The sequence below is a fragment of the Streptomyces sp. NPDC059900 genome, assembly GCF_050270335.1.
Taxonomy (GTDB): Bacteria; Actinomycetota; Actinomycetes; order Streptomycetales; family Streptomycetaceae; genus Streptomyces.
Genome location: NZ_JBNNJZ010000069.1, coordinates 1 through 18671 on the forward strand (window position 1 = coordinate 1; position 18671 = coordinate 18671).

Annotated in this window: 17 protein-coding genes; 12 read left to right on the forward strand and 5 right to left on the reverse strand. The window is 71.0% G+C overall.

Annotated elements, in window-relative coordinates:
* Window positions 1–167: 167 nt before the first annotated feature.
* The gene (locus ACQKIP_RS13235; protein WP_365859100.1) at window positions 168–644 is read right to left on the reverse strand and encodes a pyridoxamine 5'-phosphate oxidase family protein; all 477 of its coding nucleotides are present in this window, start codon (window positions 642–644) and stop codon (window positions 168–170) included.
* A 164-nt stretch (window positions 645–808) separates the two neighbouring features.
* Between ACQKIP_RS13235 and clpB the strand changes: the two genes are divergently transcribed.
* A complete protein-coding gene (gene clpB, locus ACQKIP_RS13240; protein ID WP_365859098.1) occupies window positions 809–3442 on the forward strand; it encodes an ATP-dependent chaperone ClpB in 2634 nt (877 codons plus the stop codon).
* Window positions 3443–3545: 103 nt separating this feature from the next.
* Window positions 3546–4085, forward strand: a complete 540-nt coding sequence (locus ACQKIP_RS13245) for a YbjN domain-containing protein (RefSeq protein ID WP_365859096.1) — start codon at window positions 3546–3548, stop codon at window positions 4083–4085.
* An 86-nt stretch (window positions 4086–4171) separates the two neighbouring features.
* On the opposite strand, the gene ACQKIP_RS13250 is transcribed toward ACQKIP_RS13245, so the two are convergent.
* Window positions 4172–5371 carry a pyridoxal phosphate-dependent aminotransferase gene (locus ACQKIP_RS13250; protein WP_365859094.1) on the reverse strand — a complete coding sequence of 400 codons (1200 nt, stop codon included), beginning with the start codon at window positions 5369–5371 and terminating at the stop codon, window positions 4172–4174.
* A gap of 721 nt (window positions 5372–6092) precedes the next feature.
* Between ACQKIP_RS13250 and ACQKIP_RS13255 the strand changes: the two genes are divergently transcribed.
* From ACQKIP_RS13255 to ACQKIP_RS13300, 10 genes are all read left to right on the forward strand, one after another.
* Window positions 6093–6620: a DUF2617 family protein gene (locus ACQKIP_RS13255; RefSeq protein WP_365859092.1), complete on the forward strand. Its 528-nt coding sequence runs from the start codon at window positions 6093–6095 to the stop codon at window positions 6618–6620.
* A 63-nt stretch (window positions 6621–6683) separates the two neighbouring features.
* Window positions 6684–8186 carry a polyamine aminopropyltransferase gene (locus tag ACQKIP_RS13260; protein WP_365859090.1) on the forward strand — a complete coding sequence of 501 codons (1503 nt, stop codon included), beginning with the start codon at window positions 6684–6686 and terminating at the stop codon, window positions 8184–8186.
* A gap of 46 nt (window positions 8187–8232) precedes the next feature.
* Window positions 8233–9045 carry an SRPBCC domain-containing protein gene (locus ACQKIP_RS13265; protein WP_365859088.1) on the forward strand — a complete coding sequence of 271 codons (813 nt, stop codon included), beginning with the start codon at window positions 8233–8235 and terminating at the stop codon, window positions 9043–9045.
* 58 nt (window positions 9046–9103) lie between these two features.
* Entirely contained in the window at window positions 9104–9898 is a 795-nt protein-coding gene (locus tag ACQKIP_RS13270) for an aldose 1-epimerase (RefSeq protein WP_365859086.1), read from the forward strand.
* Between the two features lie 30 nt (window positions 9899–9928).
* Window positions 9929–10480: an orotate phosphoribosyltransferase gene (pyrE, locus tag ACQKIP_RS13275; RefSeq protein WP_365859084.1), complete on the forward strand. Its 552-nt coding sequence runs from the start codon at window positions 9929–9931 to the stop codon at window positions 10478–10480.
* Window positions 10481–10622: 142 nt separating this feature from the next.
* Window positions 10623–11654 carry a class II fructose-bisphosphate aldolase gene (fbaA, locus tag ACQKIP_RS13280; RefSeq protein ID WP_363310191.1) on the forward strand — a complete coding sequence of 344 codons (1032 nt, stop codon included), beginning with the start codon at window positions 10623–10625 and terminating at the stop codon, window positions 11652–11654.
* 90 nt (window positions 11655–11744) lie between these two features.
* Window positions 11745–12158, forward strand: coding sequence for a DUF3151 domain-containing protein (locus tag ACQKIP_RS13285; protein WP_365859081.1), 414 nt, complete (start codon window positions 11745–11747; stop codon window positions 12156–12158).
* 158 nt (window positions 12159–12316) lie between these two features.
* Entirely contained in the window at window positions 12317–13138 is an 822-nt protein-coding gene (locus tag ACQKIP_RS13290; protein WP_365859079.1) for a tryptophan 2,3-dioxygenase family protein, read from the forward strand.
* Window positions 13131–14411, forward strand: coding sequence for a kynureninase (gene kynU, locus ACQKIP_RS13295; protein WP_365859077.1), 1281 nt, complete (start codon window positions 13131–13133; stop codon window positions 14409–14411). Before ACQKIP_RS13290 ends, kynU begins: the two co-directional genes overlap by 8 nt.
* Window positions 14412–14533: 122 nt before the next feature.
* Entirely contained in the window at window positions 14534–15412 is an 879-nt protein-coding gene (locus ACQKIP_RS13300; RefSeq protein WP_365859075.1) for an alpha/beta hydrolase family protein, read from the forward strand.
* Between the two features lie 15 nt (window positions 15413–15427).
* Here the strand turns inward: ACQKIP_RS13300 and ACQKIP_RS13305 are convergent, their stop codons facing one another.
* Genes ACQKIP_RS13305 through ACQKIP_RS13315 form a run of 3 tightly spaced genes read right to left on the reverse strand, consistent with a single transcriptional unit; the run spans window position 15428 to window position 18595 of the window.
* A complete protein-coding gene (locus tag ACQKIP_RS13305) occupies window positions 15428–16645 on the reverse strand; it encodes a cytochrome P450 (RefSeq protein WP_365859073.1) in 1218 nt (405 codons plus the stop codon).
* A gap of 19 nt (window positions 16646–16664) precedes the next feature.
* Complete coding sequence (locus ACQKIP_RS13310; RefSeq protein WP_365859071.1) at window positions 16665–17333, reverse strand: response regulator transcription factor; 669 nt, start codon at window positions 17331–17333, stop codon at window positions 16665–16667.
* Window positions 17330–18595 carry a histidine kinase gene (locus tag ACQKIP_RS13315; RefSeq protein WP_365859435.1) on the reverse strand — a complete coding sequence of 422 codons (1266 nt, stop codon included), beginning with the start codon at window positions 18593–18595 and terminating at the stop codon, window positions 17330–17332. Before ACQKIP_RS13315 ends, ACQKIP_RS13310 begins: the two co-directional genes overlap by 4 nt.
* Window positions 18596–18671: the final 76 nt, after the last annotated feature.

Genomic DNA, 18671 nt, shown 5'->3' on the forward strand with positions numbered 1-18671 from the left:
GCGATTCTCGATGTCAACCTTTGGGCTGGGCTCGGTGTTGTTTTTCCGCCACTTTGGTTTTAAATCGCGCTGTTTCTCCGCCCCGCAGGGCCGCCCCGGTTCACCTGATCCGGGTGGCGCCGCTGTGGTGTGTGCCCGGCACTCTCGGGGTGCGCCCCGGCTCCCGGCTACGCCTCGCCCGGCCTCAGCCCACGTGAGCCCATCGCCCGCGTCAGCGAGATCTCGATGACCGCCCGGTTCGGATTCACCCTCGGCGGCTTCCCGTACCGCTCCTCGTAGCGCCGCTCGCCCTCCGCGACCTCGGCCGCCTCCGTGCGCACGCGCGCGATCCCCTCCAGCGTCGCCCAGCGGGCCCCGTCCACCTGGCAGACCGCCACCCGCGCCCCGGCGGCCGACCCGGACGCCCCAGTTGCCGCCGCCCCGTCGCCCGCCGCCCCCGCCGCCATCGCCGCGAGGACGTTCCTGACCTTCCTGCTCGACCTGCTCGCCAGTACGCGGGCCACACCCGCCTCGGGGTCGTACGTCACGCAGACCGGCACGACGTGCGGGGTGCCGTCGGGGCGCGGTGTCGTCAGCGTGCACAGATGCCGCTCACGCCAGAAGCTGAGGTAGGCGGGCGTCGGGTGGTGCGGGTCGATGGCCATGGACCGAACCTAAACCGCCGGGCGGCCGGCCCCGACCCCGGCTCACGGCACCCCGCACTTCCCTTGAGCGGAATAGACTCAACTTTATGTACGCTGTTTAAAGCAGGTGGGCCGGGTCACCCGTGCCACCGGGTCATACGGATCGCAAGGAGGAGACGACTCACGTGGACGCCGAGCTGACCAACAGGAGCCGGGACGCGATCAACGCGGCCAGCAGCCGGGCCGTACAGGAAGGCCATGCCGACCTGACCCCCGCGCATCTGCTGCTCGCCCTGCTGGAGGGGCAGGACAACGAGAACATCACCGACCTGCTCGCCGCGGTCGAGGCCGACCAGGCCGCCGTCCGCGCCGACGCCGAGCGGGCCCTGGGCGCACTGCCCAGCGTCACCGGGTCGACCGTCGCGCCGCCGCAGCCCAATCGCGATCTGCTCGCGGTCATCGCCGACGCCTCGCAGCGCGCGAAGGAGCTGGGCGATGATTACCTCTCCACCGAGCATCTGCTGATCGGCATCGCCGCGAAGGGCGGTACGGCGGGCGAGGTCCTGAGCAAGAACGGGGCAAGCGCCAAGAAGTTGCTCGACGCGTTCGAGAAGGCAAGGGGAGGACGCCGGGTGACCACACCGGACCCGGAGGGCCAGTACAAGGCCCTGGAGAAGTTCGGCACCGACTTCACCGCTGCCGCCAGGGACGGCAAGCTCGACCCCGTCATCGGGCGTGATCAGGAGATCCGCCGCGTGGTGCAGGTCCTGTCCCGGCGCACGAAGAACAACCCCGTCCTCATCGGCGAACCCGGCGTCGGCAAGACCGCCGTCGTCGAAGGGCTCGCCCAGCGCATCGTGAAGGGCGACGTCCCGGAGTCCCTCAAGAACAAGCGGCTCGTCTCGCTCGACCTGGGGGCCATGGTCGCGGGTGCGAAGTACCGCGGCGAGTTCGAGGAGCGGCTCAAGACCGTCCTCTCCGAGATCAAGGAGAGCGACGGCCAGATCATCACCTTCATCGATGAGCTGCACACCGTCGTGGGCGCCGGGGCCGGCGGCGACTCCGCCATGGACGCCGGCAACATGCTCAAGCCCATGCTCGCCCGCGGCGAGCTGCGGATGGTCGGCGCGACCACCCTCGACGAATACCGGGAGCGGATCGAGAAGGACCCCGCCCTGGAGCGCCGCTTCCAGCAGGTCCTGGTCGACGAGCCGACCGTCGAGGACTCCATCGCGATCCTCCGCGGGCTCAAGGGGCGCTACGAAGCCCACCACAAGGTCCAGATCGCCGACAGCGCGCTCGTCGCCGCCGCCGCGCTCTCCGACCGGTACATCACCTCGCGTTTCCTGCCCGACAAGGCCATCGACCTGGTGGACGAGGCCGCGTCCCGGCTGCGCATGGAGATCGACTCGTCCCCCCTGGAGATCGACGAGCTCCAGCGCTCCGTCGACCGCCTGAAGATGGAGGAGCTGGCGCTCAGCAAGGAGACCGACCCGGCGAGCAAGGAGCGCCTGGAGCGGCTGCGGCGCGACCTCGCCGACAAGGAGGAGGAGCTGCGCGGGCTCAACGCACGCTGGGAGAAGGAGAAGCAGTCTCTCAACCGCGTCGGTGAGCTGAAGGAGAAGCTCGACGAACTGCGCGGCCAGGCCGAGCGCGCCCAGCGCGACGGCGACTTCGACACCGCGAGCAAGCTGCTCTACGGCGAGATCCCCACGCTCGAACACGACCTGGAGGTCGCTTCCGAGGCCGAGGAAGAGGTCTCCAAGGACACCATGGTGAAGGAGGAGGTCGGCCCCGACGACATCGCGGACGTGGTCGGAGCCTGGACCGGCATCCCCGCCGGACGCCTCCTGGAGGGCGAGACGCAGAAGCTCCTGCGCATGGAGGAGGAGCTGGGCAAGCGGCTCATCGGCCAGACCGAGGCCGTGCAGGCGGTGTCGGACGCGGTGCGCCGCACGCGCGCCGGGATCGCCGACCCCGACCGGCCCACCGGGTCCTTCCTGTTCCTGGGCCCGACCGGCGTCGGCAAGACCGAGCTGGCGAAGGCACTCGCGGACTTCCTCTTCGACGACGAGCGCGCCATGGTCCGCATCGACATGAGCGAGTACGGCGAGAAGCACAGCGTGTCCCGCCTCGTCGGCGCCCCGCCCGGCTACGTCGGGTACGAGGAGGGCGGTCAGCTCACCGAGGCCGTGCGCAGGCGCCCGTACAGCGTGGTGCTCCTCGACGAGGTCGAGAAGGCGCATCCGGAGGTCTTCGACGTACTGCTCCAGGTGCTCGACGACGGGCGCCTGACCGACGGGCAGGGGCGGACGGTGGACTTCCGCAACACCATCCTTGTCCTGACGTCCAACCTCGGCAGCCAGTACCTCGTCGAGCCGACGACCTCGCCCGAGGAGAAGAAGCAGCAGGTCCTGGACGTCGTACGGGCCTCGTTCAAGCCGGAGTTCCTGAACCGGCTCGACGACCTCGTGGTCTTCTCCGCGCTCGACAAGGACGAGCTCGCGCACATCGCGAAGCTGCAGATCGACCGCCTCGCGAAGAGGCTCGCCGAGCGGCGGCTCACGCTGGACGTCTCGCCCGAGGCGCTGGCCTGGCTGGCGGAGGAGGGCAACGACCCGGCGTACGGCGCGCGGCCGCTGCGGCGCCTCATCCAGACGTCGATCGGCGACCGCCTCGCCAAGGAGATCCTCTCGGGAGAGGTGAAGGACGGCGACACGGTCCGCGTGGACACCTTCGGGGACGATCTGATCGTCGGTCCGGCGGCCGGAAACGCCACGGGAAATACCGCGGGAAATGCCACCGGAAAGACCCTGTGAGGGGCTTCGGGACGGCATAACCCGGTCACATCGGGGGCGGGGGTTGCGGGCCCCCGCCCGACATGGGGCAGGATGGCGGAATCCGTACGAAGGGACTAAGCACGTGAGCATCGACCCGTCCTCGATTCCGAATTTCGGGGGACAGCCCGAACCGCAGCAGGGCGATGGACCGGCGGGCCCCGTCATCCCCGACCAGGACCTGGTCAAGCAGCTCCTGGACCAGATGGAGCTCAAGCACGTCGTCGACGACGAGGGTGACCTCGCGGCGCCGTGGGAGGAGTTCCGCACGTACTTCATGTTCCGTGGCGAGGGCGACCAGCAGGTCTTCTCGGTGCGGACGTTCTACGACCGCGCGCACGGCATCGAGGAGAAGCAGCAGCTCCTCGAGGCGATCGACGACTGGAACCGCCGCACCCTGTGGCCGAAGGTCTACACGCACACCCACGACGACGGCACCGTCCGCCTCATCGGCGAGGCGCAGATGCTGATCGGCACCGGTGTCTCCCTTGAGCACTTCGTGTCGTCGACGGTCAGCTGGGTGCGGGCCGCGATCGAGTTCGACAAGTGGCTCGTCGAGCAGCTCGGCCTTGAGGCCGAGGTCGACGGCACCGAGGGCGACGCGAAGCCCGACGACGAGGCCTAGGCAGACGTCGGTACGACAGCGCGAAAGCCCGGTCGGGGAGATCCGGCCGGGCTTTCGTCGTGCCGCGGCCTTCGTCGCGTCCGCCGCTACAGCGACTTGAGGCGCGAGACGGCCTCCGCGAGGACCTCGTCCTTCTTGCAGAACGCGAAGCGCACGAACGGCGCCCCGGCATCCCGGTGGTCGTAGAAGACCGCGTTCGGGACGGCGACCACGCCGATGCGCTCGGGCAGGGCCCGGCAGAAGGCGAAGCCGTCGGACTCTCCCAGGGCGCTGATATCGGTGGTGACGAAGTACGTGCCGGCCGGACGGTAGACGCCGAAGCCCGCCGCCCGCAGACCCTCGCTCAGGAGGTCCCGCTTGGCGCGCATGTCATCGCGGAAGGACGCGAAGTACGAGTCGGGCAGGGCCAGGGCCTCCGCGATCGCGTACTGGAACGGCCCCGAGGAGACGTACGTGAGGAACTGCTTCGCCGAGCGGACCGCCGTCACCAGCTCCGGCGTGGACGTGATCCAGCCGACCTTCCAGCCGGTGAACGAGAACGTCTTGCCCGCGGAGCCGATCGTCACCGTGCGCTCGCGCATGCCGGGGAACGAGGCGAGGGGGATGTGCTCCGTGCCCTCGCCGTCGTCGAAGACCAGGTGCTCGTAGACCTCGTCCGTGACCACGAGCAGGTCGCGCTCGACCGCGAGCTTCGCGATCTCGGTGAGCTCGGCGCGGGTGAGGACCGTGCCGGTCGGGTTGTGCGGGGTGTTGAGGAGCAGCAGCCGGGTGTGCGGCGTGATCGCGTCGCGCAGCTCGTCCAGATCGAGGCGGAAGCGTCCCGCGGCGGCGTCCGGGCGCAGCGTCACGGGGACCCGCTTGCCGCCGGCCAGGGCGATCGAGGCCGCGTACGAGTCGTAGTACGGCTCCAGGGCGATGACCTCGTCGCCGGGCTCGACCAGGGCGAGCAGCGAGGCCGCGATCGCCTCGGTGGCGCCCGCCGTCACCAGGACCTCGCGGTCGGGGTCGTACGCGAGGCCGTACCGGTGCTGCTGGTGCGCGGCGACGGCCGCGCGGAGCTCGGGGATGCCGGGGCCCGGCGGGTACTGGTTGCCGCGCCCGTCGCGCAGGGCGCGCACCGCGGCCTCGCGGATCTCCTCGGGACCGTCCGTGTCGGGGAAGCCCTGACCGAGGTTGATGGCGCCCGTTTTCAGCGCGAGGGCGGACATCTCGGCGAAAATGGTCGTGCCGAACTCGGCAAGGCGGCGATTGAGCAGCGGGCGCCCGCTCCCGGAAGTGGAGGTCATGACCGCCATCCTGCGCCGAACCTCTGGAGTTGCTCAACTCTGCTTTGGGCCGACGGCCACGAGGGCATTCCCCTTTCACGCAAGTGCAACAAGAACAACACGGAAGAACGCGGACCCACGGGGGGCCTGCTTCGGGGGAACGGAAAGGGGCGTGAAGGTCATGATCTTGGTCTTCGTGATTGTTGCGGTGGCTCTGGTTATCGGACTCGCTGTGTACGCAGGTCGCGGAAGCGGCGGCGGAACGTACTCAGGCTCCTCCGGCCAGTTGGGTTCTGGCAGTGGTGGTTGGTGGGCCGGCGGCGGTGACAGCGGCGGCGGCAGCTCCTGCGGGGGAGGGTCGTCCTGTGGCGGCGGCTCCTCCTGTGGCGGCGGTGGCGGCGGCGGATGTGGCGGTGGCGGAGGCAGCTGACACGGGGCAGCTGGTCCGTCCATTGTTTGAAGTGCCCGGTGTGAGGCAACTCGTGCCGGGCACTTCGTCGTTGAGTCATTGAACAGTTGAACTGTGCAGCCCCCGCGGGGGTGGAAACCCTCCGAAGTTGGGTAAAAACGCTGTGGCAGTGCAGCAGTCCATGATTCCCTCTTAACCGTCAGCGCCGCCCTCGAAACGGACTACTTGGACAACAGGGACGTCTCGTGGGTACGAGCCGGCATTCCGACCTCCCGGTCGCCGACGACCGGGTGCGCCGGCACCACTTCCATTGCGTGTTAGCGGAGCCGACCCATGCTCACGACCCTGAAGACTGTCTATACCGACACGTGCGCCGCAGACCTCGCCTGGACCCTGGGGCGTGAGCCGCTGCCCGCGCTCGCCACACTCGAACTGCAACTCGCCGACGCCAGGATGGAGTTGCGCCTCCTCGGGGCCTCGCACCAGGTCCTGCTCGAAGAGGAACAGGGCACCTGCTCCGAAACCGTCGCCTGCATCCCCGGCAGCAGTACGCCGCTGCCGCTCGGCGTCTCCAAGCGCCTCGGCGACTGGGAGTACGAGTTCGCCGCGCGGGTCGAGACCCTCTCGCGCGGCCAGTTCGCGGGCCGCGCACAAGAACTGCTCGCCCTGGTGGCCGAGCATCCGCACGGCCTGGCCGGGGTCTTCCCCGGCAGCCCGCACGCGTTCACCGCGATGCTGGCGCAGCGGCACGAAGGTGCGGTGCAGTGGCGCACCTGGCATGCCTATCCGCAGGACGGACAACTCGTCGCGACCCGTACCCGCCTAGGGGTGAGGGTACCCGCGATGCACCCTTGTGGGTGACCGGACGTATGGGTTCGGTGACGTAGCGTTCCCAAGGTGATCGAGCCGTCAACACCTTTACCCGTGACACCCAGGACGGGACGGTTGCTCGTCCTGGCGGGCGTCTTCATCTGCGCGGCCTGCGGTCTCGTGTACGAACTGGAACTCGTCGCCCTCGCCTCGTACTTGATCGGGGACTCCGTCACACAGGCGTCGGTGGTCCTCTCGGTGATGGTCTTCGCCATGGGCATCGGCTCCCTGCTGGCCAAGCGCCTGCGCTGCCGGGCCGCCGCCGGGTTCGGCCTGGTGGAGTCGGCGCTCGCGCTCGTCGGCGGACTGAGCGCCATGGCGTTGTACGCCGCGTTCGCCTGGACCGGCGACAAGGGCGAGGTCTGGGAGGGCGGGTCGCGGTATCTGCTCGTCGCGTTCTCGCTCGCCATCGGCCTGCTCATCGGCGCCGAGGTCCCGCTCCTCATGGTGCTCATCCAGCGGATCAAGCGGCAGGACCCCAGCGGCGCCGTCTCCGACCTGTTCGCCGCCGACTACGTGGGCGCGCTGGTCGGCGGCCTCGCCTTCCCCTTCCTGCTGCTTCCCCTGCTCGGCCAGCTGAACGGAGCGCTGATCACCGGCGCGGTCAACGCGGTCGCGGGCGGGGCGCTCGTCTTCGGCCTCTTCCGGCACGACCTGAGCGTGCGCGGCCGCTGGGCGCTGCTCGTCGCGAACGTCACGGTGCTAGGCCTGCTCGCCTCGGCCGCCGTGCTCGTCGGCGACTTCGAGGCGGCGGCGCGGCGTGCCGTCTACGGCAAGGACGTACGGATCGCCGTGCACACCGACATCCAGGAAGTGGTCCTCACCGGCGGCAGGAACAAATCGCTCGACCTCTACGTGGACGGACACCTGCGCGTCAGTGGCCGGGACGGGCGCCGCTACCACCGGGCGCTCGTCGGCCCCGCGATGAACGGCGGCCGGCACGCGCGCGTGCTGGTCCTGGGCGGCGGAGACGGCCTCGCGGCGCGCGAGGTGCTGCGGCATCCGGGGGTGCGGCGGGTGGACGTCGTCGAACTCGACCCCGGCGTCGTGCGGTTGGCGCGCCGCGATCCGGCGCTGAGCGAGCTGAACGGACAGGTGTACCGCGACCCCAGGGTGCGGGTGGTGCACGCCGACGCGTTCCGCTGGCTGCGCTCGCCCCCTCGTACGTACGACGTGGTGATCTCCGATCTGCCGGACCCCGTGGGTACGGCGAGCGCCAAGCTCTACTCCCAGGAGTTCTACGGCCTCGCGCGGCGGGCCCTTGCCGTGGGCGGCCGGCTCGCCGTGCACGCCGGACCCGTCGCCGACAGGCCCCGCGTCTTCTGGACGGTGGAGGCGACGCTGCGGGCGGCTGGGCTGCTGACCGAGGCGTACCGCGTGGAGGGCAGCTCCACCGACTGGGGCTTCGTGCTCGCGGCCGGATCGCCCCGGCCCCGCCCGGTCCTCGACCAGCGCCGGGCGGCGGCGCCGCCGCCCGCGGGCGTCATGTCCGCCGAACGGACGCGGGTGCAAGGTCTTGACCCCTCCACGCTGGTACACCCGCGGTACGCGAACTGACGAACTGACGTACATGTTCTCGGCCACGTGGGTAGGCTCGACTGCCATGGAGCATGAGGTGTTCGTTCCGGTTCCCGCAGACCGTCTTCAGCAGGTGCTGAGCGACCCCGAGCAGGTCGCAGGGGCGGTGCCCGGACTCCAGCGCGACGCTGACGAGTCCGCCCGTCCGCTCTCCGGCCGGCTCAAGGTGCGGGTCGGCGGTCACACCATCACGTACCGCGGTGCGGCGCGGGTCGCCGCGCGGGGCGACGGAGCCTTCGCCATCGAGGGCGAGGGCGTGGAGGTGCGGGGCGGCGGCTCCGTGAAGCTCTCCCTGACGGTGCGGCTCGATCCCGCCGAGGACGGCAGCGGTACCCGGCTCGTTTTCGCCGGGACGGGCGCGGGCGAGGGGCGGGTCGCCGAAAGTTCTCCACAGGCTGTGGAGAACGCGGTGCGCAGGCTTCTGGAGCGGTTCGGCGAGGGGCTCGGACGCGGGGCCGCGCCTGAACCGGAGCCGGAGCCAGGGCCCGATCCCGTGGTCATCGAGTCCGTGGAGCCCGTGCAGCCCGTGGAACCCATCGAGCCCGCGTCAGTCTTCGAGACGGAGGTGCCCGCCTCGGCCTTCGACGCCGACTCCGACGACGGGGTCGACGTCGAGGACATCCTGGCGCCGCCCGCGGAGGCCGCGCACGCCCGGCGGACGATGATCGGGCGGAGCGCGGAGGAGGTCGACCACGCGCCGCCCCGGGGGCGGTACGCCCCGGCTCCCGCGACGGAGTCCCTGTCGTCCCGGGCCACCCTGCGGTGGGCGGCGCCCGCGGCCGCGGTGGTGGTGGCCTCGGCGATCGTCGCGGGGCGGGCGTTGCGCCGCAGGCGGTAACTCTTCCCGGCGCGGTCGCCCCGGGAGTCGTCGAGTCCGTGCCCGTAAGGTCGACCCCGTGAGTAGCGAAGAGAGCGTGACGCTGACCGCGGGAGACGCGGAAGTCGAGCTGCGGCCGGGGAACGGCTGCCGGGTGGGGAGCCTTCGGATCGGCGGCATCGAGCTGCTGCGGCAGGGCGAGCGCTACGGCTGCTTCCCCATGGCCCCCTGGGCCGGCCGCATCCGCGAGGGAAAGTTCCGCAACGGCGGCACGACCCACCAGATGCCCCTCAATTCCCCGCCCCACGCCATCCACGGCTTCGCGAGGGACGCCGCATGGCGCACCGCCCGCGCCACCAAGACCGAGGCCGCGTTCACGTACGACCTCACCGCACCCTGGCCCTGCGAAGGCCGCGTCACGCAGATCTTCGCCCTCACCGAGGACTCCCTCACCCTTACCCTCGGCATCGAGACGTACGGCGACTCCTTCCCCGCACAGGCGGGCTGGCACCCCTGGTTCAACCGCAACCTGGGAAGCGGCGAGGACGTGCGCATCGACTTCGACCCCGCCTGGCAGGAGGAGCGCGGCGACGACCACCTCCCCACCGGCAACCGCATCGCCCCCCTCCCGAGCCCCTGGGACGACTGCTTCGGGATGCCCGACGGCGTCGACGTCACCCTCACCTGGCCACAGCAGATCGAGCTCAAGGTGCAGAGCCGCGAGCCGTGGGTCGTCGTGTACGACGAGCAGGAGGCCGCCGTGTGCGTGGAGCCGCAGACCGGGCCGCCGAACGGGCTCAACACCCTGCCCCGCCTGGTGACCCCCATCGACCCCCTGGAGGCGTCGACGACCTGGACCTGGACGCGGCTCTGAGCCGCCGGACGCGGCTTTAAGCTGACAGGCATGACTGACGACGTACGTGGCGCCCTGCTGCAGCAGATCAAGGACAAGGCCGTGGTGCACGGCAAGGTGACCCTCTCCTCGGGTCTCGAAGCCGATTACTACATCGACCTGCGCCGCATCACCCTCGACGGCGAGGCCGCCCCCCTGGTCGGCCAGGTCCTGCTGGACCTCACCGCCGACCTGGACTTCGACGCCGTGGGCGGGCTCACCATGGGCGCCGACCCCGTCGCCGGCGCGATGCTGCACGCCGCCGCCGCGCGCGGCAAGGGCCTCGACGCCTTCGTCGTGCGCAAGGCCGCCAAGGCGCACGGCATGCAGCGCCGCGTCGAGGGCCCGGACATCAAGGGGCGCCGCGTTCTCGTCGTCGAGGACACCTCCACCACCGGCGGCTCCCCGCTCACCGCGGTCGAGGCCGTGCGCGAGGCCGGGGCCGAGGTGGTCGGCGTCGCGACCATCGTGGACCGCGCCACCGGGGCGGGCGAGAAGATCACCGAGGGCGCCGGGGTGCCGTACCTCTTCGCGTATTCCAAGGACGACCTCAGCCTGGACTAGAGCCGGACCACAACCGGGCCGTATCCGGTATTCGGCGGGCGGCCTGAGCCGCCCGGCGGATCTGGAAAGATGGGGGCGACGATGACGTCGCCCCCTTAGGTCAGGGCCAAGCACACACCCGCACATCACAAGGAGCGGACACATGCCCATCGCAACCCCCGAGGTCTACGCCGAGATGCTGGACCGGGCGAAGGCAGGCAAGTTCGCCTACCCGGCCATCAACGTGACCTCCTCGCAGACGCTGCACGCCGCACTGCGCGGCTTCGCGGAGGCCGAGAGCGACGGCATCATCCAGATCTCCACCGGTGGTGCGGAGTTCCTGGGCGGCCAGCACAACAAGGACATGGTGACGGGCGCCGTGGCCCTCGCCGAGTTCGCGCACATCGTCGCCGCGAAGTACGACATCACCGTCGCGCTGCACACCGACCACTGCCCCAAGGACAAGCTGGACACGTACGTCCGTCCGCTGATCGACGTCTCCGCCGAGCGCGTCAAGGCCGGTCGTAACCCGCTCTTCCAGTCGCACATGTGGGACGGCTCCGCCGAGACCCTCGCCGACAACCTGGCCATCGGCCAGGAGCTGCTCGCGAAGGCCGCCGCCGCGAAGATCATCCTCGAGGTCGAGATCACCCCGACCGGCGGCGAGGAGGACGGCGTCACGCACGAGATCAACGACGAGCTCTACACCACCGTCGACGACGCGCTGCGTACGGCGGAGGCCCTCGGCCTGGGCGAGAAGGGCCGCTACCTCCTGGCCGCGTCCTTCGGCAACGTCCACGGCGTCTACAAGCCCGGCAACGTCGTCCTGCGCCCCGAGCTCCTCAAGGACCTCCAGGAGGGCGTCGCCGCCAAGCACGGCAAGGCCGCGGGCTCGCAGCCGTTCGACTTCGTCTTCCACGGCGGCTCCGGCTCGACCGCCGAGGAGATCGCGACCGCCCTGGAGAACGGCGTCGTGAAGATGAACCTCGACACGGACACGCAGTACGCCTTCACGCGTCCCGTCGCCGACCACATGTTCAAGAACTACGACGGCGTCCTGAAGGTCGACGGCGAGGTCGGCTCGAAGAAGACCTACGACCCCCGCACCTGGGGCAAGGCCGCCGAGGCGGGCATGGCCACGCGCGTCACCGAGGCCTGCGCGAACCTGCGCTCCACGGGCACGAAGCTGAAGTAAGCACCGCCGTTCACGCCGAAGGGCCCGCTACCCCCTCCCGGGAGGGGGTAGCGGGCCCTTCGCGTCGCCCGATGGCGCAGACTGGAACCCATGGCCATTCACAAGGATCTGCTCGGGGGACCGCCCCCGACCCACCTGCCCGACGACCCGGAGCCGCGCGAGCTCCTGGCGAACGGCGCGGCGCCCGCCGACGTCGCCGCGAAGTACCCGACCTCCTCGCTCGCCTGGGCGCAGCTCGCGGACGCGGCGTTCGAGCGGGGCAGCGTCGTCGAGTCGTACGCGTACGCCCGTACCGGCTACCACCGCGGCCTGGACTCGCTGCGCCGGGCCGGCTGGAAGGGCCACGGCCCGGTGCCGTGGGAGCACGAGCCGAACCGCGGCTTCCTGCGCGCCCTGCACGGCCTGGCGCGCGCCGCGCAGGCGATCGGCGAGCAGGAGGAGTACGAGCGCTGCTCGGGCTTCCTGAGGGACTCGTCCGAGACGGCCGCCGACACCCTGGGTTAACACCCAAAGACGTACGTGACCTGCCTGGACGCCGCTGTGACCAGGCAGGTCTTGCCGTTTCCCGGGATGTTGCGGAGGATGCCGGTGGGGACCGGGGCCCCCGTGTCGGTAACGGCAGGGGCGGACCGCTACCCGGAGTACGTATCAAGGAGATCGCGATGTCCCAAGAGGCGGACACCCCGAACCTCGACTTCGCAGGAACCACCCCTTACGAGGACTACGTCCAGGCGGATGTCCTCACGCACCTCCAGCATCTGCGCTCGGACGACCCCGGCGAGATGGTCTTCCTGGTCACCACCCAGGTGATGGAGCTGTGGTTCACGGTCATCGTGCACGAGTGGGAGACCGCGTCGCGCGCCCTGCGCAGCGATGACGTCCCCGTCGCCGTGTCCGCACTCAAGCGCAGCCTGCGCGAGCTGGAGGCGCTGAACGCCTCCTGGCGCCCGCTCGCCCAGCTGACCCCCGCGCAGTTCAACTCCTACCGTTCCGCGCTCGGCGAGGGGTCCGGATTCCAGTCCGCGATGTACCGCCGCATGGAGTTCCTGCTCGGCGACAAGTCCGCGTCCATGCTGGTGCCGCACCGGGGCGCGCCGCGTGTCCACGCGGAGCTGGAGAAGGCGCTCCAGGAGCCGAGCCTGTACGACGAGGTGCTCGCCCTGCTTGCCCGCCGCGGCCACGCCGTCCCGACGGCCGTCCTGCAACGCGACCTGACGCAGAAGTACGAGCCGTCGCCCGAGGTCGAGAAGGTGTGGACCGACCTCTACTCCGGCGACGAGAGCGACGAACTCGCCCGCCTGGGCGAGGCGTTGACGGATGTCGCCGAGCTGGTGTGGCGCTGGCGCAACGACCATCTCGTGGCGACCCGGCGCGCGATGGGCTCCAAGACGGGCACCGGCGGTTCGGCGGGCGTGGCCTGGCTGGAGAAGCGCGCGACGAAGAACGTTTTCCCCGAGCTGTGGACTGCGAGGAGCCATGTCTGAGGGCAGCGCTGGTTTTGGTCAGCCGTCCCGCACGGCGGGACGGGTGGGCAAAACCCACGACGGCGGCGAGCGCGACCTCCGGGCGGAAGCAGCGAAAAGAGACGCGGACGACGAACTCCGCGCGAAGCGCGAAGAGTTCGTCCTCGACGACACCGTCTATCTGGACGGCAACTCGCTGGGCGCCCTGCCCGCGAACGTCCAGGCCCGCGTGGCAGACGTGATCACACGGCAGTGGGGGCAACTGCGCATCCGCTCCTGGGACGAGAGCGGCTGGTGGACCGCCCCCGAGCGCATCGGCGACCGCATCGCCCCTCTCGTGGGCGCCGCGCCCGGCCAGATCGTGGTCGGCGACTCGACGAGCGTGAACATCTTCAAGGCGCTCGTCGCCGCCGTACGCATGGTCCGTGACTCGGACGAGGGACGCGACGAGATCGTGGTTGACGTGACGACGTTCCCCACGGACGGGTACATCGCGCAGTCCGCCGCGCGCATGACGGGGTGCCGTCTGGTGGCGGTCGCGCCGGGCGAGGTGCCGGGTGTCCTCGGCCCGCGTACGGCGGTCGTCCTGCTCAACCACGCCGACTACCGCACCGGGCGCCTGCACGATCTGCCCGGCCTGACGGCGGCCGTGCACGACGCGGGCGCCCTCGTGGTCTGGGACCTGTGCCACACGGCGGGCGCGCTGCCCGTGGGGCTCGACGAGCACGGCGTGGACCTCGCGGTCGGGTGCACCTACAAGTACCTGAACGGGGGTCCCGGTTCACCGGCCTACATCTACGTACGGGCGGATCTCCAGGCCCGCTTCGACTCCCCGCTGCCCGGCTGGAACTCGCACGCCGAGCCCTTCGGGATGCGGCCGGAGTTCGAGGCCGCGGACGGTGCGCTGCGGGGGCGGGTCGGTACGCCCGACATCCTGTCGATGCTGGCCCTGGACGCCGCGCTCGACGCCTGGGACGGCGTGTCGATCGAGGCGGTACGGGCCAAGTCCCTCGCGCTGACGGACTTCTTCGTCGAGTGCGTGCGGGCCTACGTCCCCGCGGGCCGCGTCGAAGTGCTCACCCCGGCCGCGCACGGGGAACGCGGCAGCCAGGTCGCCCTGCGCTGTCCCGACGCGGGTGACGTGATGCGACGGCTCATCGAGCAGGGCGTTGTCGGTGACTTCCGGGCGCCCGACGTACTGCGTTTCGGCTTCACGCCGCTGTACGTCGGCTTCGCCGATGCGGAGCGCGCGGCGGCCGTCCTGGCGCGGACGCTCGGCGGATCCGCGGGGTAGCGATCACGCCGCCGGACGGGCGGGCCGGAATTCCGGCCCGCCCGCAGCCGGTTCCGGGAAGGGGCGGGGTAGGGGAAGATCAAGAGACCATTACCCCCACGCACCCGCAGAGAGGTTGTCGCATGCCGGACGACGCCGACGCCGTGGCCCGCGATGCCGCCGAGGCCGAAGCCGCCTTCTCGCACCCCGCGGTGACGCCCGACGCCATCGCGGCGTACGGCGAACACCCCGACCAGGTGGTCGACTTCTACGAACCCCGCAACGGCACCGGGGGCAGCGCGCCCCTGGTGGTCCTCCTGCACGGCGGGGCCTGGCGCGCTCCGTACGACCGGCGGCACATCACGCCCTTCGCGGACTTCCTGGCCAGGCAGGGCTTCGCCGTGGCCAACGTCGAGTACCGCAGGGGCAGCCCGATCCCCGCACAGGGGGGCGGCCCGGCCGCGGGCAGCTGGCCCGAGACGTTCGACGACGTGGCCGCCGCCTTCGACGCGCTCCCCGCACTGGTCAGCGACCTGCTGCCGGCGGCGGACATCCGCCGCACCGTCGTCACGGGCCACTCCGCGGGCGGGCACCTCGCGCTCTGGGCCGCCGCCCGGCACGTACTGCCCCAGGGCTCCCCCTGGCGCATCGACCGTCCTGCCCCCTTCCGGGGCGCCGTCGCCCTCGCGCCCATCGCCGACTTCCGTGTCGCGCAGGAGCTCGGCGTCTGCTCGGACGCGGTGGTCCAGTTCCTCGGCGGCAAGGAGCACGTCGACGAGCGTCTGGCGCACGCCGACCCCGCGGCCCTGCTGCCCACCGGCATCGCCACGACCGTCGTCCAGGGCCGTACCGACATCGTGGTGCCCCAGGCGGTGGCCGAGGCGTACGCCGACGCGGCGGCGAAGGCGGGCGAGGTCGTCGGGCTCACGCTCCTGGAGGACGTCGGGCACTTCCCGCTGATCGACCCGGCTGCGGACGCGTGCGCGGTGGTGGCGGAGGAGATCGCGCAGCTGGCGTTCTGAGCGGGCGGCAGGGGCTCAGACCTCCACGAGCAGCTCCCGCAGCCCCCGGATCACGAAGTTCGGCTTCCGTTCCGGCTCCGCGGCCAGTTTCAGGGCGGGCGCCCGGCGGAGCAACGCGCCCAGCGAAGCCGCCAGTTCGATGCGGGCCAGAGGTGCGCCGATGCAGTAGTGGATGCCCGCGCTGAAGGAGATGTGGGGGTTCTCGGCGCGGGCCAGGTCCAGTGCGGCGGGGGCGGTGAAGACGGCCGGGTCGTGGTTGGCGGAGCCGAAGAGGAGCGCGACCTCGCTGCCGCGCGGGATGACGGTGCCGTCGATCTCGATGTCGTCCAGGACCCACCGCTCGAAGAGCTGGAGCGGGGTGTCGTACCGCATCAACTCCTCCACTGCGGTGGTCAGCAGGCCGCCGGGGTCCGCGCGCAGGGCGGCCAGCTGGTCCGGGTTGCGAAAGAGGGCGTGCCAGCCGTTGACGGTGGCGTTGACCGTCGCCTCGTGCCCCGCGTTGAGCAGCAGCACGCAGGTGGAGATCATCTCCTGCTCGCTCAGGGACTCCCCGTCCTCGTGGGCGGCGATGAGCCCCGAGATCAGATCGTCGCCGGGCTTCTCGCGCCGCACGGCGATGAGTTCGCGCAGGTACGCCGAGAATTCGAGGGACGCGCTCACCGCACGCGCGGCGGTCTCCTCGGAGGGGTTCAGTTCGTACATCCCGCAGATGTCGGCCGACCAGGGCCGCAGCTGGTCCCGGTCCCCCTCAGGGACGCCCAGCATCTGCGCGATGACGGCCACCGGCAGCGGCTCGGCGACGCGGGCGGCGAGATCTCCGCCCCCGTCGGCGACGAGATCCCGTACCAGCCGGTCCGCCAACTCCTCTACATACGAGCGCAGTTGCTCCACGGTGCGCGGCGTGAACGCCTTCGACACCAGGCGCCGGATGCGGGTGTGGGTCGGCGCCTCCAGGTCGAGCATGCCGTTGTCGTTCAGGACGTGGAACGGCTCGTGCTCCGGCGGCGGCGCCTGCCGCCCGAACTCCTCGTGCGTGAACCGGTGTAGATAGGTCCGCCCGAGCCGCCGGTCCCGCAGCAGCGCCGACACGTCGGCGTGATGGGGGACGAGCCACTGGTCGGTCGGCTCGAAGTAATGCACGCGCCCGGCGCCCCGCAGTCGCGCGTAGGCGGGGTACGGATCGGCGATGAACTCCGGATCCCAGGGGGCGAAGGGGGCGTTCGTGGCATCCATGGAGCGACGGTAATGGCGCTCAGCCGGGTGTGACCAGCCTTGCCTCGTACGCGAAGACGGCGGCCTGTGTGCGGTCCCGCAGGCCCAGTTTCACCAGGATGCGGCTCACATGGGTCTTGATCGTGGACTCGGCGACCACGAGGCGCGAGGCGATCTCCCCGTTGGACAGGCCCTGGGCGATGAGCACGAGCACCTCCGTCTCGCGCTCGGTGAGCTCGCCGTACTGCTGCGCCTGGACCGTCGCCGAGAGGCGCGGAGCCTCGCCGAGCTTGGAGAACTCGGTGATGAGGCGGCGCGTCACGGAGGGCGCGAGCAGGGCCTCGCCCGCCGCCACCACCCGTACGCCGTCCGCGAGCTGGCGCGCGGAGGCGTCCTTGAGGAGGAAGCCGGACGCGCCCGCGCGCAGCGCCTGGTAGACGTACTCGTCGAGGTCGAAGGTGGTCAGGACGAGGACCTTCGAGTCGACGTCCGCCGCGACGATCTCGCGGGTCGCCTCGATGCCGTTCAGCTCGGGCATGCGGATGTCCATCAGGACGACGTCCGGATTGAGCTCGCGGACGCGCTCGACCGCCTCGCGGCCGTTGACCGCCTCGCCCACGACCTCGAAGTCCGGCATCGCGTTGAGCAGGACGGAGAAGCCCTCGCGGACCATCATCTGGTCGTCGGCGATCAGTACGCGGATCGTCATTCCCGGCCTCCGGTGGGCTCCGACGCGGTGGCGACGGGCAGGAAGACGGTGACTTCATAGCCGCCGTCCTCGGTGTTCTCGGTGGTCATCTCGCCGTCCAGCATCGTGACACGTTCGCGCATGCCGGTCAGGCCGTGGCCCGCTCCGGGGGACGGTTTGACCAGGCCGGTCGCCGGGCCGTTGACGATGCGCAGGCCCAGGCCGCCCAGGACGTAGCCGACCTCGACGCGGGCCGTGGCGCCGGGGGCGTGGCGCAGGGTGTTGCTCAGCGCCTCCTGGACGATGCGGTACGCGGAGAGCTCGACGCCCTGCGGGAGTTCGCGGACCGCGCCGGTGATCACCTTCTCGACGGTCAGGCCGGTCTCGCCGACGTTCGCGATGAGCCGGTCGAGGTCGGCGAGGGTGGGCTGCGGGGCGTCCGGCGCCTCGTAGTCCTCGGCCCGTACGACACCGAGGACGCGGCGCAGCTCCGTGAGGGCGGCCACGGCGTTCTCGCGGATCGTGACGAACGCCTGCTCCAGCTCGGGCGGCGGGTTCTCGACGCGGTAGGGCGCGGCCTCCGCCTGGATGGCGACCACGGACATGTGGTGGGCGACGACGTCGTGCAGCTCGCGGGCGATGGTCGTGCGCTCCTCCAGGAGCGTGCGCTTGCCGCGCTCCATCTCGGTGACCGTCCGCTGGACGCTGACCTCGTGCCTGGCCTCGCGGCGGATGTGCACGAGGGAAGCGGCGAGCAGGGCGAGCGCGGAGAAGAAGAGCATCTCCGGGGTGTTGGTGCCGTAGCCACGGCCCAGGAAGATCTCGGAGCCGATGCCGAAGATCGCGGTGCCCACCCACATCCACGCGGCGGTGCGGGGCCGGGTCCGCAGGGTGACCACCGTCATCACGACGATGTTCGCGAGGAAGACGCCGGCCCGCCACGGGTAGTCGTCCCAGGCGTAGCCCAGGGCGCCGGAGAAGGGGGTGCTCGCGAGCAGGATCCACCAGGCGCCGACGGGCCTGAGCAGGGTCATGACGACGGCGGCGGCGGGGATGAGGGCGGTGAGGACGTAGCCGAGGCCGCCGCCGTCGTCCGCGTATCCGATGAGGAAGACGAAGAAGGCCGCCACCCCGACCGCCGCGTGCGGGGCCCACCCGGCGTACGGGCGTATCCGGCCGGGCAGGCGCCGGGCCAGCGGGCCGTCCGTACGCGCCTGGGGCAGCGGACGGTAGACGAAGGCACCGCGGAAGAGGTCCTGGCGGAGCCCTGCGAGTGCACCCATGGCCAGGCGGAACTCCGGGCTGCGGGAGTTGCTGGGGGCGGTCTTGGTCGCGTCATTCACGCTTACGAAGGTACGG

What these genes read in the sequence shown, in the direction of transcription:
- ACQKIP_RS13305 (WP_365859073.1), bottom strand. Translation starts at nt 16,645, where the DNA reads ATGGATGCCACGAACGCCCCCTTCGCCCCCTGGGATCCGGAGTTCATC.
- ACQKIP_RS13250 (WP_365859094.1), bottom strand. Translation starts at nt 5,371, where the DNA reads ATGACCTCCACTTCCGGGAGCGGGCGCCCGCTGCTCAATCGCCGCCTT.
- kynU (WP_365859077.1), top strand. Translation starts at nt 13,131, where the DNA reads ATGTCTGAGGGCAGCGCTGGTTTTGGTCAGCCGTCCCGCACGGCGGGA.
- ACQKIP_RS13235 (WP_365859100.1), bottom strand. Translation starts at nt 644, where the DNA reads ATGGCCATCGACCCGCACCACCCGACGCCCGCCTACCTCAGCTTCTGG.
- ACQKIP_RS13315 (WP_365859435.1), bottom strand. Translation starts at nt 18,595, where the DNA reads ATGGGTGCACTCGCAGGGCTCCGCCAGGACCTCTTCCGCGGTGCCTTC.
- pyrE (WP_365859084.1), top strand. Translation starts at nt 9,929, where the DNA reads ATGACTGACGACGTACGTGGCGCCCTGCTGCAGCAGATCAAGGACAAG.
- ACQKIP_RS13300 (WP_365859075.1), top strand. Translation starts at nt 14,534, where the DNA reads ATGCCGGACGACGCCGACGCCGTGGCCCGCGATGCCGCCGAGGCCGAA.
- ACQKIP_RS13265 (WP_365859088.1), top strand. Translation starts at nt 8,233, where the DNA reads ATGGAGCATGAGGTGTTCGTTCCGGTTCCCGCAGACCGTCTTCAGCAG.
- fbaA (WP_363310191.1), top strand. Translation starts at nt 10,623, where the DNA reads ATGCCCATCGCAACCCCCGAGGTCTACGCCGAGATGCTGGACCGGGCG.
- ACQKIP_RS13255 (WP_365859092.1), top strand. Translation starts at nt 6,093, where the DNA reads ATGCTCACGACCCTGAAGACTGTCTATACCGACACGTGCGCCGCAGAC.
- ACQKIP_RS13310 (WP_365859071.1), bottom strand. Translation starts at nt 17,333, where the DNA reads ATGACGATCCGCGTACTGATCGCCGACGACCAGATGATGGTCCGCGAG.
- ACQKIP_RS13285 (WP_365859081.1), top strand. Translation starts at nt 11,745, where the DNA reads ATGGCCATTCACAAGGATCTGCTCGGGGGACCGCCCCCGACCCACCTG.
- ACQKIP_RS13290 (WP_365859079.1), top strand. Translation starts at nt 12,317, where the DNA reads ATGTCCCAAGAGGCGGACACCCCGAACCTCGACTTCGCAGGAACCACC.